Origin of the sequence: Stenotrophomonas sp. 169 (assembly GCF_014621775.1) — a bacterium.
GTDB lineage: Bacteria > Pseudomonadota > Gammaproteobacteria > Xanthomonadales > Xanthomonadaceae > Stenotrophomonas.
The window spans coordinates 1,612,912-1,627,229 of sequence record NZ_CP061204.1; the positions used below are offsets into that span (position 1 = coordinate 1,612,912).

At 67.0% G+C, this 14,318-nt stretch carries 11 protein-coding genes and 2 tRNA genes; 6 read left to right on the forward strand and 7 right to left on the reverse strand.

The window, feature by feature from the left end; all coding sequences use genetic code 11:
- Positions 1-109: 109 nt before the first annotated feature.
- The 3 genes from map to ICJ04_RS06960 all read right to left on the reverse strand — a co-directional run bounded on the left by map (position 110) and on the right by ICJ04_RS06960 (position 1,265).
- On the reverse strand, positions 110-877 hold the full coding sequence (gene map, locus ICJ04_RS06950) for a type I methionyl aminopeptidase (protein WP_188326788.1): 768 nt from the start codon (positions 875-877) through the stop codon (positions 110-112).
- Positions 874-1,086: a ParD-like family protein gene (locus tag ICJ04_RS06955; RefSeq protein ID WP_188326789.1), complete on the reverse strand. Its 213-nt coding sequence runs from the start codon at positions 1,084-1,086 to the stop codon at positions 874-876. Before ICJ04_RS06955 ends, map begins: the two co-directional genes overlap by 4 nt.
- Before the next feature lie 103 nt (positions 1,087-1,189).
- A tRNA-Phe gene (locus ICJ04_RS06960) sits at positions 1,190-1,265 on the reverse strand.
- Between the two features lie 337 nt (positions 1,266-1,602).
- Here ICJ04_RS06960 and ICJ04_RS06965 point away from each other — a divergent pair.
- Complete coding sequence (locus ICJ04_RS06965) at positions 1,603-2,631, forward strand: NADP-dependent oxidoreductase (protein ID WP_188326790.1); 1,029 nt, start codon at positions 1,603-1,605, stop codon at positions 2,629-2,631.
- A 13-nt stretch (positions 2,632-2,644) separates the two neighbouring features.
- Here the strand turns inward: ICJ04_RS06965 and ICJ04_RS06970 are convergent, their stop codons facing one another.
- Positions 2,645-3,106 (reverse strand): hypothetical protein, encoded by a 462-nt coding sequence (locus ICJ04_RS06970; RefSeq protein ID WP_188326791.1) that lies wholly within the window; start codon positions 3,104-3,106, stop codon positions 2,645-2,647.
- A gap of 170 nt (positions 3,107-3,276) precedes the next feature.
- Here ICJ04_RS06970 and ICJ04_RS06975 point away from each other — a divergent pair, with 170 nt between their 5' ends.
- On the forward strand, positions 3,277-3,447 hold the full coding sequence (locus ICJ04_RS06975; RefSeq protein WP_188326792.1) for a hypothetical protein: 171 nt from the start codon (positions 3,277-3,279) through the stop codon (positions 3,445-3,447).
- 62 nt (positions 3,448-3,509) lie between these two features.
- Here ICJ04_RS06975 and ICJ04_RS06980 read toward each other — a convergent pair.
- A tRNA-Ala gene (locus ICJ04_RS06980) sits at positions 3,510-3,585 on the reverse strand.
- A 236-nt stretch (positions 3,586-3,821) separates the two neighbouring features.
- On the opposite strand from ICJ04_RS06980, the gene ICJ04_RS18260 reads away from it, so the two are divergent.
- Positions 3,822-6,356 (forward strand): Cache 3/Cache 2 fusion domain-containing protein, encoded by a 2,535-nt coding sequence (locus ICJ04_RS18260; protein WP_223203004.1) that lies wholly within the window; start codon positions 3,822-3,824, stop codon positions 6,354-6,356.
- A gap of 160 nt (positions 6,357-6,516) precedes the next feature.
- Positions 6,517-8,817 carry a TonB-dependent receptor gene (locus ICJ04_RS06990; protein ID WP_188326793.1) on the forward strand — a complete coding sequence of 767 codons (2,301 nt, stop codon included), beginning with the start codon at positions 6,517-6,519 and terminating at the stop codon, positions 8,815-8,817.
- A gap of 75 nt (positions 8,818-8,892) precedes the next feature.
- Here ICJ04_RS06990 and rnd read toward each other — a convergent pair whose 3' ends face one another.
- Positions 8,893-9,966, reverse strand: a complete 1,074-nt coding sequence (rnd, locus tag ICJ04_RS06995; protein WP_188326794.1) for a ribonuclease D — start codon at positions 9,964-9,966, stop codon at positions 8,893-8,895.
- A gap of 245 nt (positions 9,967-10,211) precedes the next feature.
- Between rnd and ICJ04_RS07000 the strand changes: the two genes are divergently transcribed.
- Positions 10,212-11,930: a formylglycine-generating enzyme family protein gene (locus ICJ04_RS07000; RefSeq protein ID WP_223203043.1), complete on the forward strand. Its 1,719-nt coding sequence runs from the start codon at positions 10,212-10,214 to the stop codon at positions 11,928-11,930.
- A gap of 56 nt (positions 11,931-11,986) precedes the next feature.
- Positions 11,987-12,880 carry a M48 family metallopeptidase gene (locus tag ICJ04_RS07005; RefSeq protein ID WP_188326796.1) on the forward strand — a complete coding sequence of 298 codons (894 nt, stop codon included), beginning with the start codon at positions 11,987-11,989 and terminating at the stop codon, positions 12,878-12,880.
- Between the two features lie 48 nt (positions 12,881-12,928).
- Here ICJ04_RS07005 and xseA read toward each other — a convergent pair whose 3' ends face one another.
- Positions 12,929-14,272 (reverse strand): exodeoxyribonuclease VII large subunit, encoded by a 1,344-nt coding sequence (gene xseA, locus ICJ04_RS07010; RefSeq protein WP_188326797.1) that lies wholly within the window; start codon positions 14,270-14,272, stop codon positions 12,929-12,931.
- Positions 14,273-14,318 lie beyond the last annotated feature (46 nt).

Consider the following 14,318-nt stretch of genomic DNA (forward strand, 5'->3'; position numbering starts at 1 on the left):
CGGCGAAGACGGCCAAGGAAAAGAAGGCGGAAAAGACCGAAAAGAAGGCAACCCGCAGCTTCGCGCCGACCTGATCCGCGCGAACTGCCGGCAGGTGCGGGCGCTGCGCTCAGGCGGGAGCGCTCTCGCCTTGTCGCAGGGTCAGTACCTGCACACCCTCGCGTGTCACCGCCACGGTGTGTTCGAACTGCGCTGACAGTTTGCCGTCGCGCGTATGCACGGGCCATGCGTCCGGGCGGTGCCGGATCGCGGCCTTGCCCTGGTTGAGCATCGGTTCGATGGTGAACACCATCCCCTCTTCCAGTTCCACGCCGGTGCCGGCATGGCCGTAATGCAGGATCTGGGGTTCCTCGTGCATCTCCGTACCGATGCCGTGACCGCAGTATTCCTTGACCACGCTGTAGCCCATTTCGCGCGCGAAGCGGGCGATGGCGTGGCCAATGTCGCCGGTGTGTGCACCCGGCCGCACCGCCGCGATGCCTTTCCACATCGCCAGGTACGTCGCGCGCACCAGGCGACGCGCCGGATAGGCAACTTCGCCCACCAGATACGTCGTGCTGGAATCGGCGATGTAGCCATTTTTTTCCAGGGTGATATCGAGGTTGACGATCTGCCCGCTGCGCAGCACGTCATCTGCTGACGGCATGCCGTGGCAGACGATGTCGTCAATGGACGCATTGAGCACGAACGGGAAATCGTACTGCCCCTTGCTGGCCGGTCGCGCCTGCAGGTCGTCGACGATCATCCGTTCGACCAGATCATTGATCTCCATCGTGCTGCGGCCCTCGAGGGGCAGCCGGTCCAGGCGATCGAACACCTGCGCGAGCAGGGCGCCGGACGTGCCCATCAAGGCGATTTCCTGCGCACTCTTGATCATGTGCGCGGTTCACTGAGTCGCTTCGGCTGCACGCCGGCAGCGCGCAGCTCGCTGGCGACGATGTCCTGGAAGCTCGTCTCCGGGTGCATTTCGCACAGCATGCCCCCCTTGATCCAGAAGTTGGCCTGCGCATTGATCGAGCGGTGGCTGACGGTGCACGCGCGACGCAGCTGATCGTGCAGTTCGTCGTCGATGTTGACGATGCCCATGGAAGTACCTGATTACGGAATATACGAATCGTATATGTATCGTATATCTCAAGCAACGGGCAAAAAAAAAGGGCCTGCATGTACGCAGACCCTTCGAAACTAATGGTGGCCGAGGACGGAATCGAACCGCCGACACGGGGATTTTCAATCCCCTGCTCTACCAACTGAGCTACTCGGCCACTTGTTTCGTTGCAGCGATGTCGCTGCCGAGGAGGCGCATATTACGGACGTCGAAGCAGTTCGGCAAGCCTTTTGCAGAAAAAACTTCACATTCGTGTCTGCGCGCTGCGGATGCGCATGCAAGTGGTTGATCCTGCGTCGCTGCAACCCGCCTTCTGCGCGTGCGATGCCCTGCGTGGAAAACTGGCGCGACGCGTGCGTGGGCAATGCTGCTGTGACAGGCGCCGCACGCGTGCAGATGCACAGCACGCCATGGAACGCTGTTTTCGTGTCGCACTCTGCTGCGGCCGAGGAGCGTAACGTCGGTGGTCTCCTTTCAGAAAATGGATATGAACGATGAGCGTTTCTGTCAGCAGTACCGACCGCATCGTGCTTGCCTCGCGACCCAACGGGGCGCCGGTGGCGGCCAACTTCCGTCGTGAGCAGGCCGCACTTCCTCCGCTGCAACCGGGGCAGGTGCTGTTGCGCAATCGCTATCTCTCATTGGATCCGTACATGCGCGGTCGGATGGAAGAGGGACCATCGTATGCACCGCCGGTTGCGCTGGATGCCGTGATGGAGGGGAGCACGGTAAGCGAGGTGGTGGCGTCAGCCGACGATGCGCTGACGGTCGGCACGCTGGTGATCGCGCCCGGTGGCTGGCAGACCCATGCCGTGGTGGATGCCGCATCGATCAGCCGCCGCTTGAATCCCGCGGGATTGCCGCTGAGCACCGCGCTGGGCGTGCATGGCATGCCGGGTTTCACCGCTTACGCGGGGCTGCAGGAAATCGGCCGTGTGCAGCCCGGCGAAACCCTGGTGGTTGCCGCCGCCAGTGGCCCGGTGGGCGCTACGGTGGTGCAGTTGGCCAAGCAGCAGGGCGCGCGCGTGGTGGGCATCGCCGGTGGCGAGGCCAAGCGCGCGTATGTGGAAACACTGGGCGCGGATGTGGCACTGGACCACCGTGCGGATGACTTCGCCGAGCAGCTCCGCCACGCTGCGCCCGACGGCATCGATGTCTATTTCGAAAACGTCGGCGGCAAAGTGTTCGATGCGGTGCTGCCGCTGCTCAACGACTTCGCCCGCGTGCCCGTGTGCGGCACCATCGCCACCTACAACGCGCGCGGTGTGCGGGTGCCGGGACCGGACCGGCTGCCCGGCTTTTTCAGCCAGGTCCTGCGTCAGCGCTTGAACGTGCGCGGCTTCATCCAGTCCGACTTCAACGATCTGTTCCCGCGCTTTGAACAGGACATGGCGCAGTGGCTGCGCGAAGGCCGCATCCAGTACCGCGAAGACATCGTGCAGGGGCTGGATGCGGCCCCGGATGCCTTCTTCGGACTGCTGCAGGGACGCAACTTCGGCAAGCTGGTGGTGGAGCTGGATTGATCAGCCGCCGCGATCAGGGGGCGAAGCGGGCCTGGCGCGGGTCACTCAGGCGCACATGCGTCTGGTAGTAGTACTTGTCGCTGGGCACGCCATCGCGGCTGAAGACGATCTTCTCGCGGCGGGCGGTGCCCTGTACCAGCAGGCGGCGGTTGACCAGCCGGTCCAGCGGCAGATTGTCCAGCCGTGCCCGCAGCGCATCGGCCTGCTCGGGCGCCAGCCACACGGTCAGGTTGGCCTGGTGGCGGTAGTCCGTTTCGCTGTTGAGGTACAACCCGTGGTCGGTCAGATCGACCGTGCGCACGTGGATCACGAAGGTGCCACTGATGCCGCGCTGCGGATCATCGTTGGCGGCGTGCACCGCTTCGGCAGGGGTGATCCAGCCAGCCATCGCTGGCGGCGGTGGCGGCGCAACGCTGCCGTGATGGGCACAGCTGGCGCACAGCAGCAGGGCAGGGAGCAGCAGGGTGATGCGCATGGGACGTCCGTGTTCGATGGCAGGCGCCCAGTGTGACGCGGTCATGCGGCCGCGCCAAGCGACGCTGCACGGCGCCATCGCGTCGTCGTGATGTGCGGCTCACGAGCACGTCGCTAGCGTGGTCGGCAGGCGGGGGCATCGTGCCGCCGCAGCAGCACAGGGCAGCACTCATGGTGGATGACAAGCAGAACCAGGACGACAAGGCCGGCGTGCAGGAAAGCCAGCAGGACCAGCGCCACGACGACGTGGCCAAGCAGCGCCCAGGCCAGCAGGACGAGAAAGTGCGTGACGCGCACTCGAAAAAACCGGAGCGCAAGGATGGCGGCGGCGAGCCGGCCTGAGCCGTGCCGGCCGCGACAACAAAAAACCCCGGGATCGCTCCCGGGGTTTTTCGTTGTAATCATGGTGGAGCCAAGGAGGATCGAACTCCTGACCTCGTCGATGCGAACGACGCGCTCTCCCAGCTGAGCTATGGCCCCATGTCGTGGTCGAGTCTATCCAACCGCTGAATACTTGCCAAGCATCCACACCTCACCCGGAAGGGCGCACATCGCGGTGATGTAACCGGTTACACGGCTATTTCGATTCCGATCAACAGCTTGCAGATGAATCGCAGACTCCTTGGATCGATCCAAGGCTAAAGAGGACCGAAATGGTGCCGATAGAAGTGTGACGCGCAACACGCGCCTTCCCCTTCCAACCAAAGTGCCTCTCGATGACGACTTCTGCCGCCACCGGTTCCACGATGTCCATTTCCAGCCGCTTGGCGCTTCTGCTCGCCGCGATCACGGCCACGGCCTTCATCCTGCTCGCCCTGCTGATCTACCGGCAGACAGCAGCCAGCTACCAGCAGCGGGTAGAGGCGGGACTCACCACGTCGGCCAGCCTGATGCGCGACTCCGTGGCGCTGTATGACCGCAGCCTGGGTGAGAGCACGCGCCATATGGCCGAGTTGTTCCGCAGTGCGTTGCCGCCCGGCGATCCCTCGGTCGACGCCGAGCAGCGTGTCGAGGTGGCCGGCCAGTCCGCGCCGCAGCTGCGCTTCGGCGCTACGCCGCTGGCCCTGGATGACGCATCGGTGGACCGATTTGCCTCCTCTACCGGCGGCGTCGCCACCATCTTCGTGCGCGAAGGGGATGACTTCATCCGCGTGGCGACCTCGCTGCGCAATGCGGCGGGCGAGCGTGTGCTGGGTACCAAGCTGGACCACGCCCATCTGGCCTACCCGAAGATCATGGCCGGTGAGGCCTTCAGCGGCCCGGCGCATCTGTTCGGCACCGATTACATGACGTATTACATGCCGATGAAGGACGCCGCAGGCGAGGTCGTCGGCATCGCCTTCGTCGGCCAGGACCAGTCCGCCGGCCTTGCCGCCCTCAAATCCAGCCTGCGCGAATCCACCCTGGGCCGCGAAGGCTACTTCATGGCGGTCGACACCCGCCCGGGCGAAAGCTTCGGCAAGGTGATCGCTGCGGCTGCCGGAGAAGGCACCGCGCTCAGCGAGCGGGTGGCTGTGGAGGACCGCCCCGTGCTGCAGGCGCTGCTGGAAGGCCGCGAGGCCTCGGCGACGCTGCGCCTGCGCACCGCCGATGGTGCCGGCACGCGCGACTATTTCGTTTCCGCGCAGGCGCATGGGCCGTGGCGCTGGATGGTGCTGGGGCTGGAACCGGTGTCGGTCCTGCAGGACGTGCTGCGCACGCTGCTGCTGCAGATCGCCGGCATTTCCGCACTGGCCCTGCTGGCGGTGATCGCGGCCACCGTGCTGGCCATGCGCCGCCTGCTGGGACGCCCGCTGCAGGAGGCCGAACAGGTCGCTGTCGATGTGTCCGCCGGGCGTCTGGACCGCCACATCCCGCAACGCCGTGCCGACGAGGTCGGGCGCCTGCTGGCGTCGATGCGGCGCATGCAGTCCACCCTGCGCGCCGTCTCCGCCGCGCAGGACCAGATGGCGCAGCAGCACACCGACGGCACCATCAGCTATCGCATCGATGCCGCCCCGTTCGAGGGCGCCTTCCGCAGCATGGTGGAAGGCACCAATGCACTGGTGGATTCCCATGTGCGCACCAAGCTGGACATGGTCGAACTGGTGCAGCAGTACGCGGCCGGTGACCTGTCTGCGTCGATGGCCGAACTGCCGGGTGAAAAAGCAAAGATCAGTACGGCCGTCAACGGCGTGCGTTCACGGCTGCTGTCCATCAACGGTGAGATCAAGCGCCTGGTCGCGGCCGCGGCGGCCGGTGACTTCAGTGCGCGCGGTGATGCGCAGGCGTTCGAGAACGATTTCCGCGAGATGGTGGAAGGCCTCAACACGCTCATGACCACCGCCGACCACAACCTGTCGGCGCTGTCGGACCTGCTGCGCAACCTGGCACGTGGCGACCTGCGCAGCCGAATCGAAGGCGATTTCCAGGGCGTGTTCGCCGAGATGCGCGACGATGCCAATGCCACGGTGGACAGCCTGGGCGGCATCATTGCCGGCATCCAGCGCTCGGCCGACGGCGTATCGGCGGCGGCAGCGGAAACCGCAGCCGCCAGCGAAGACCTGTCGCGGCGTACCGAACAGCAGGCCGCGAACCTGGAGGAGTCGGCCGCGTCGATGGAAGAAATGACGGCGGCCGTGCGGCAGAGCGCCGATCATGCCGCGCGCGCGGACCGGTTGGCGCTGCAGGCATCGGCCGTGGCGACCCAGGGCGGGCAGGCGGTATCGCAGGTGGAGCAGACGATGGCGCTGATCGAGGCGTCGTCGCGGCGGATCGCCGATATCACTACGGTGATCGACGGCATCGCGTTCCAGACCAACATCCTGGCACTCAACGCAGCGGTGGAGGCCGCCCGCGCCGGCGAAGAGGGACGGGGCTTCGCCGTGGTGGCCAGCGAGGTGCGCACCCTGGCACAGCGTTCGGCGCAGGCCGCGCGCGAGATCAAGGGCTTGATCGATGATTCAGTGGAGCAGGTGGGCACGGGCACCACGCTTGCCGCGCAGGCCGGGCAGACGCTGCAGCAGGTCGTCGCCGCGGTGGGTGAGTTGGGCGGTGTGATCGGCGGCATCGCCGCCGCCTCGCGGGAGCAGGCCGCGGGCATCGAACTGGTCAACCAGAGCATCGTGCAGATGGACGGGGTGACCCAGCAGAATGCCGCGCTGGTGGAGGAAACCTCCGCTTCCGCGCAGGCGATGACGGCGCAGGCGCAGGCCCTTCGCGAGGCGACCGCACGTTTCATGCTGGCGCGCGGGAGCATGGCGGCGGCGTAGTTCCGGCACGACAGGCGGCGCCGCGCCCTGCGCGGCGCCTTCAGGGGGCGGGGTTGCCACCAAATTGAAACGCAATCGCCATACTGTGCGCCTGCGCGCTTTGATTTCCTCATCCGCCCGGCTCGCGCAGGCCGCACGGACGCTCACTCGAATCCTCTCCATGCACCCCAATTACCGATCCTTCCGTCGCCACCCGCTGGCGCTGGCCTGCGCTGCATTGTCACTGGGCATGGCGGCACCGTCTTTCGCCCAGCAGGCCGGCGGGGCCCCCAGCGCCACGGCGCTGGACGCCATCACCGTGACCGCCGAGCGGCGCGAGCAGAACCTGCAGGAGGTGCCCGTATCGGTGGGCGTAGTGCAGGGCGAGAAGCTGCGCGACTACACCGCAGGTGGCGATGACACCCTGCTGGCGCTGTCCGGCCGCGTGCCGAGCTTCTATGCCGAAACCACCACGGGCCGCATCTTCCCGCGCTTCTACATCCGTGGCCTGGGCAACATCGACTTCTACCTGGGTGCCTCGCAGCCGGTATCCATCATCCAGGATGACGTGGTGCTGGAGCACGTGGTGCTGAAGTCCAATCCGGTTTACGACGTGGACCAGATCGAGGTGCTGCGCGGCCCGCAGGGTACCTTGTTCGGCCGCAACACCACCGCCGGCATCGTCAAGTTCGACACCATCAAGCCCAGCCAGGATCCGAGCGGGCGCGTCAATGCCAGCTACGGCACCCACAACAGCGTGGCCGTCGATGCCGGCTTCGGGGCGCCGATCAACGACATCGCGGCGTTCCGAGTGTCGGCGCTTTACCAGCACCGCGATGACTACGTCGACAACACCTACGCCGGCTCCAGTGCGGATGGCACGGTAGCGCCGCGCAAGAACGCGATGGGGGGCTTCGACGATCGCAACGTGCGCGCGCAGCTCCTGCTGACCCCGACCGACGCGTTCTCGGTGCTGGCCTCGGCCCATGCGCGTGATTACGAAGGCACCTCCACGCTGTTCCTGCGCAATGCGATCAGCAAGGGCTCCAACCAGCCCACCGCGCCGCGCGATCGGGTGGCGTATGACGAGGCCGCCAACAATCCGCAGGCGTACAAGACGTACGGCGGATCGGTGAAGGCCACCTACGATTTCGGCAATGTCGAGCTGACCTCGATCACCGCCTACGAGACCACCTCCGGCTACAGCCGTGGCGACACCGATGGCGGCGCGGCGGCCAACTTCCCGGTCAACGGCGTGCCCAACGGCTTTGGCCAGTCGATGGGCCAGGTGCGCGACCTGGACCAGTGGACCCAGGAAGTACGGCTGGCCAGCGTCGGCGAAGACCGCCTCAAGTGGCAGGTCGGTGCGTTCTACTTCGATGGCCGTGACACCACCGATTTCTACCAGCGGGCGTGGTTCCTGCAGGGTGCGGCGCGCAACCCGAACAACTGGGTGCGCCTGCGCAATACCAATACGTCCTTCGCGGGCTTCGGCCAGCTCAGCTATGCCGCTACCGACAAGCTGACCCTCACCGCCGGCCTGCGCCAGACCCGTGACGAAAAGCGCACACGCCTGTTGAAGACCGCTGATACGGCGGCCGGGCTGGTCACCTATCGTGGCCGCACCGACGTGGAAATGAGCGACACCACGCCCAGCTGGGACCTCAGTGCGATGTACCAGGTCAACGACCAGGTGGGTGTCTACGCCAAGGTCGCGCGGGGCTTCCGGGGCCCGACGATCCAGGGTCGCTCGGCGGTGTTCAACTCGGACTTCACCACCGCCGAGTCGGAAACCATCCTGTCCTGGGAAGCCGGCGTGAAAAGCAGCCTGTGGGACAATCGCCTGCGCCTGAACGCTACGGCCTTCACCTACGCGGTCAACGATATCCAGCTCAACGGCAACGATTCGGACGGCAACGGCGTGCTGTTCAACGCCGACAAGGCGCGCGCCTACGGCCTGGAGGCGGACATGGAGCTGCGCCCGATCCCGAACCTGACCCTGAGTGCCGGCCTGAGCCTGCTGCACAGCGAGATCCAGGACGACCGCGTGTATGCACAGGTCTGCGCCCTGAACGGCGTGGTGGTGTGTACGGTGGCCGACCCGACGATCAAGGTGGGGGCCAACACGTTCGCGCAGATCAACGGCAATCCGCTGCCGAACGCGCCGAAGTACGGGATCAACCTTGCCGCGCGCTACGACATCCCGCTCAACGACGCCGGCACGCTGTTCGTATCGACGGACTGGAACAAGCAGGGCTATACCAGCTTCGTGCTGTATGACTCGGCGGAGTTCAATTCCAAGGGCGACTTCGAAGGCGGCCTGAAGCTGGGCTACTCCGGCAACTACGGCGCGTACGAAGTGGCGCTGTTCGCGCGCAACATCACCAACGAGAAGAATCTCAAGGGTGTGATCGAGAACTACATGGCTGCGGTGTACAACGAGCCGCGCACCGTCGGCGTGTCGTTGAACATGAACTGGTAACGGATAACCGGCAGTGACGGCCGCTGGCCGTCACTGCCACTGTTTGACGGCCAGCGGCCGTCACTACCGGGTTCGTCAGGGCAGCAACGGCTGCAGCTTCGGCTCCAGCACCTGCTGGCGCCAGCCGGCCAGCGGGGCAGGCCAGGTGCGGCGCTCCAGGTAGCTTTCCAGGTGCTTGCGCGATGCCAGCACGCCGTCCGGCAGGTCCAGTTCGCGGCTGCATTCGGCAACGGCATCCTGCAGTTTCTTCAGTGCCTGTTTGTTGGTGTCGGTGGCCGGCAGGATCCGTGGTGCCTCGGCTTCATCTGCCAGCGGGGTATTCAGTGCCTGCCATACCGCGCCGGCCAGCTTGCGCGGCGCCTTCGGGAACTGGTCGAACAGCCGGCCCAGCGCCGCTTCGTCGACAGGCGGGACGCGTGCCAGCGTGGCCGCCAGCTCGTTGTCCAGGATCCAGCTGCGCGGGCGATCGCTTGCCCGGGCCTGCACGTCACGCCAACGCAGCAGGCGCAGCAGCCGATGCTGGGCAGCCACATCGAGGAACTGCGCGGAGCGCATGCCCAGGTGCGGCCAGAGGTCTTCGTCGTTGGCCACGCTGGCCAGCAGGCGCTCGCCGTCGTCAGCCAGCCACTGCAGGCGACCCTGTGCCTCCAGCTTGGAGCTGATGGCATCGTGCAGGGCGAACAGGTGCTCGACATCGTCGGCGGCGTACTGCAGCTGGGAGTCCGACAGCGGGCGGCGCATCCAGTCCGAGCGGGTCTCGCCCTTCGCCAACGCCACGCCGGTGATTTCCTGCACCAGTTTCTGGTAGCCCATGCCACCGCCGATGCCCGCCAGTGAGGCGCCGATCTGGGTGTCGAACAGTGGTCGGGGCAGGGCACCACAGGTGTGCTTGAACGCCACCAGGTCTTCGCTGGCGCTGTGCATCACTTTCACGATGGAGGTATCGGTGAGCCACGGCGCAAGGGCCTCGGCCATGCCGGGGGCGAGCGGATCGATCAGCAGGATCTCTTCGCCGACCGCCATCTGCACCAGGGCCAGTTGGGGCCAGAAGGTGCGTTCGCGGATGAACTCGGTATCCAGGCCGATGCGGGTGGGGCGCTGCGCATGGCGCGCCTGCAGGTCTGCGGGGGTGGTGATCCAGATTGCCACGGGGCGTTCGACTTCTCGCGTTTGCTCAGGCAGGGGAGAATAGCCTAACGTCGGCCGTCACCCCCGGCATGAAGGAGATGGTTTTGCGTTTGCCGCGCCTGCACCTGCTGTTGACCGCCCTGTGGCTGCTGGGCGCGACCGGCTGCGGAGAGCCACCACCGCCCCCGGCGCAGACGCCGCCGGGCAAGGCCGCACCGCCTGCCCCGGCGCCGGATGCGCAGGAGGCCAGCAGCGGCACGGTCACCATAGGGGGCGAGGACGAGGCTGAGACGGTGCAGCGTTGGACGCCGCCGTCGGTACAGATCGATGCCGCCGATCGCGCTGCGGCGCGCCGGGCCGCCGATGAGGCCCTGCGTGAGGGGCGTCTGTACGAATCCGCCGAGGATGCCATTCCGATCTGGCTGGCGCTGCTGCAACAGGATCCGGACGACCGCCGTGCGCGGCAGGGACTGCAGCGTGCACGTGGTGCGTTGCTGGCGCAGGCCGATGCGCTGTTGGCGCAGCCGCTGCAGCAGCGCATGGCCCTGGCCGAAGCCACCCAGCTGGCGCTGGTCCTGATGACCATCGCGCCCGATGATGAAAAGGTGCGCGCGCTGCAGCAGCGTGTAGAGCGTGCCCAGCGTGTCGTGGCCTTCAACCGCGCGGGCGAGGATGACCTGCGGGCCGGGCAGATCGGCGAAGACGGCGACGGCGCGATCGTCAATTTCCGCGAGGCACTGGCCCTGGACAAAGACAATGGACGCGCTCGCCAGGGTCTCGCCGCGGCGGAGAGCGGGCTGATCGGCCGTGCCGAGCGTGCCGCCCGGTCAGCGGACTTCGCCGCTGCTGGGCGCTGGCTGGCCGAGGCGAGCAAGGTCCATGACGCGTCCCCCACCATTTCCGACGCCTTCGAGCGGATCGAGGCGATCCGCGCCGCCACGCTGGCCACGCTGCGCGACCAGGGCCTGCGTGACCTGGTCACCCCGCAGGGCCTGAAGCCGGCACGGGAGAAGCTGGAAGCCGCGATGCGCATCGCGCTGCCCGGTGACCCGGCGGTAGCCCTGCTGCGCGAGCGCATTGAACTGGCCACCCACTACGGGAGCTTCCGCCCGGGGCAGGTGTTCAGCGACGCGCTGCGGGATGGGGGGCGCGGGCCGCAGATGACCGTCGTGCCGCATGGCGGCTTCCAGATGGGCGCCGGGCCGACCGAGCCTGGTGCCACCGATGCCGAACGCCCGTCGCATTACGTCCGCTTCGAGCGCGGCTTTGCGATGGCGATCACGGAGGTCACGGTGGACGATTTTGCGCGCTTCGTGAAATCGGCCAATGCACGTCCGCGCGCGACCCGGCGCGGCCATTCCATCGTCTATGACGAGCGCAGTGGCAACTTCATCCGCCGCAGCGGCGTGGACTGGCAGTCCGATTACGATGGCGGCCGCGCGTTGGCCAACCAGCCGGTGATGCACGTCAGCGTGCGCGACGCAGAAGCCTATGCCAGCTGGCTGAGCGAACAGACCGGCCGCTCGTATCGGCTGCCCAGCGAAGCCGAGTTCGAATATGCAATGCGTGCGGGCAACGCCGGGCGCTATCCCTGGGGCGATGGCGGGAAGCCGCCGGAGGACTCGGGCAACTTCACCGGCAGCCTGGACGTGTCGCCGTCCGGTCGACGCTGGGCGAATGCGTTCATCGGGTACGGCGACGGGTACTGGGGCGCGGCGCCGGTGGCAATGTTCAAGCCCAACGCCTGGGGCCTGCATGACATGGCGGGCAACCTGAGCGAGTGGGTGGCCGACTGCTGGCACGCCAGTTACCGCCGCGCGCCCGCCGATGGCGCGGCCTGGTACAACCCGGGCTGCCGGGCACGCGTCATACGCGGCGGCAACTGGGCCAACTCGCCTGAACAGACCCGTGCGGCATGGCGGCAGTCCCAGGATTCGGACACCACCAGCGCGCGTATCGGCTTCCGCCTGGTGCGCGGCATCTGAGCTAGGATGGCGGCGTTCCCGCCCGTTCCGGCGGGTCTTGGCCAGGACGCTCGGTGATGCGCAACGATCCCTTTTCCCGATCCCCGCAGCAGCGTCCGCGTCGCGGCCTGTTCGGCAACATCCGCTGGTGGGTGCTGCTGGCCTTCGCTGGTTACGCGGCGTTCTACTGGTTTTCCAACCGCACGGTGGATCCGTACACCGGCGAATCGGTGCTGATCGACAGCGCGCTGGATGCCGATCAGGAAAAGGCCCTCGGTCTGCAGGCCTACCAGCAGATCCTCGCGCAGGAGCGGCCGCTGGATCCCAACGCGCCGATGTCGCGCGACGTGCGTGACATCGCCCAGCGCCTGATCGCCAAGGTGGACGTGGTGGAAACCGCGCTGGCGCAGGAACACGGCCTGCAGCCGGGTCATTTTTCGCGCGGGTTTGATTGGGAAGTGAACGTCATCGAGTCCGAGCAGGCCAATGCGTTCTGCCTGCCCGGCGGCAAGATGGCGGTCTACACCGGGCTGGTACCGGTCGCGCAGACGCGCGATGCCATGGCCGTGGTGATGGGCCATGAGATCGCCCATGCATTGCTGCGCCATGGCGCACAGCGCATGGCGCAGCAGAAGCTGACCCAGATCGGGCAGATGGCCGGCGCAGCCAGCGGCATGGCCCCGCAGCAACAGCAGATGGTGATGGCGGCAATGGGCTACGGTTACCTGCTGCCGTATGCGCGTGGCCATGAAACACAGGCCGACGAAGTGGGCCTGATGCTGGCGGCGGCCGCGTGTTTCGACCCGCGCGAAGCCGTGCCGCTGTGGGAACGGATGGGGCAGGCCAGCGGCGGCCAGTCGCAACCGGAGTTTTCCTCCACCCATCCCAATCCCGGCACCCGTATCCAGAACCTGCAGGCGCTGATGCCCAAGGCGATGGAATACCGGCAGACGTTCTGCGAACAGAAATGACCGGGTTGTGACGGCCGCTGGCCGTCAATCCTTGCCGTCGATCTGGACTCAGCGCTTGACGGCGGTCACCTGCACATCCAGCACGCCATCGCCCACGCGCGCCTGCAGCGCGTCGCCGGCCTGCACCTGCTCCACGCTGCGTACCAGCGTGCCATCGTCATGGCGGGTCAGAATGCTGTAGCCACGCGCAACAGTCGCCAGCGGGCTGACCGCCTCCATTGAACGCGCAAGTCCCCGCAGGCGCAGCGCGTCGCGCTGCAGTTGGCGCTGCATTGCCGCATCCGGACGCCCGCGCAGTGCGAGCAGTCTCTGGCGCAGGGCATCAAGCTGGCGCTGCGGGTGATGACCGCGCAGCACCGCGGATGCGTGGCGCAGACGCGCCGTGCGCTGGTGCCGCTGCTGCGCCGCTACCGCCTGCAGGCGCCGCCCCAGATCGGCATGGCGACGTTGCAGCAACTGCAGGCGGGCCTGTGGACTGCATGCGTTCAACCGCAGCATCAGCCGGTCCGCGCGCTGCATGGCCTGCGTCATCGTCTGCCGGTGCAGCTGCTGCAGGCGTGCGGCATCGCGGCGCAGGCGTCGCGCCAGGTCCTGCTGGTCAGGTACCAGCAGCTCGGCCGCCACCGACGGGGTGGGCGCGCGCAGATCGGCGGCGAAGTCGGTCAGGCTGAAGTCGGTCTCGTGGCCGACCGCCGACACGACCGGCGTGGTGCTGGCGGCCACCGCACGGGTCAGCGCCTCGTCGTTGAACGCCCACAGGTCTTCCAGCGATCCGCCACCGCGGGTCAACAGGATCACGTCGTAGCGGCCACTGGCATCGGCTGCCTGCAGAAGGCGGGTGATCTGCGCTGCTGCCGTCGCGCCCTGCACCAGGCTGGGCAGAACATCCACCTGCAACAGCGGGAAGCGGCGGGCGAGCACGCTGACCACGTCACGCACCGCGGCTCCGGTGGGCGAGGTGATCACCGCCAGCCGGCCGACGTGTGCGGGCAACGCGCGCTTGCGTTCGCTGGCGAACAGACCTTCGGCTTCCAGCCGCGCCTGCAGTTCCTCGAACGCACGGCGCAGGGCCCCTTCGCCGGCTTCCTCCATGTGATCGAGCACCATCTGGTACTCGCCGCGCGCGTCGTACAGCGTCACCCGGCCACGCACGAGCACGCGCATGCCCTCGCGCGGCACGAAGCGCAGCGCGCTGGCTTTCATGCGGAACATCGCCGCGCGCAGCTGCGCCCGCGCATCCTTCAGCGTGAAGTACATATGGCCTGATGACGGCCGCGCCACGCTGCCCAGTTCGGCTTCCACCCAGATGGCCGGGAAGCTGCCTTCCAACAGGTCGCGCGCCAGCGTGTTGAGCTGGCTCGGAGTAAGCACATCGATGCTGCGTTGTTGCATGGGAATCACGGACCAGCGTGGATCAGGCGCTCATGGTCGCACGTCA

What these genes read in the sequence shown, in the direction of transcription:
- ICJ04_RS06970 (WP_188326791.1), bottom strand. Translation starts at nt 3,106, where the DNA reads ATGCGCATCACCCTGCTGCTCCCTGCCCTGCTGCTGTGCGCCAGCTGT.
- ICJ04_RS06990 (WP_188326793.1), top strand. Translation starts at nt 6,517, where the DNA reads ATGCACCCCAATTACCGATCCTTCCGTCGCCACCCGCTGGCGCTGGCC.
- ICJ04_RS06955 (WP_188326789.1), bottom strand. Translation starts at nt 1,086, where the DNA reads ATGGGCATCGTCAACATCGACGACGAACTGCACGATCAGCTGCGTCGC.
- xseA (WP_188326797.1), bottom strand. Translation starts at nt 14,272, where the DNA reads ATGCAACAACGCAGCATCGATGTGCTTACTCCGAGCCAGCTCAACACG.
- ICJ04_RS07005 (WP_188326796.1), top strand. Translation starts at nt 11,987, where the DNA reads ATGCGCAACGATCCCTTTTCCCGATCCCCGCAGCAGCGTCCGCGTCGC.
- ICJ04_RS18260 (WP_223203004.1), top strand. Translation starts at nt 3,822, where the DNA reads ATGACGACTTCTGCCGCCACCGGTTCCACGATGTCCATTTCCAGCCGC.
- map (WP_188326788.1), bottom strand. Translation starts at nt 877, where the DNA reads ATGATCAAGAGTGCGCAGGAAATCGCCTTGATGGGCACGTCCGGCGCC.
- ICJ04_RS06975 (WP_188326792.1), top strand. Translation starts at nt 3,277, where the DNA reads ATGGTGGATGACAAGCAGAACCAGGACGACAAGGCCGGCGTGCAGGAA.
- ICJ04_RS06965 (WP_188326790.1), top strand. Translation starts at nt 1,603, where the DNA reads ATGAGCGTTTCTGTCAGCAGTACCGACCGCATCGTGCTTGCCTCGCGA.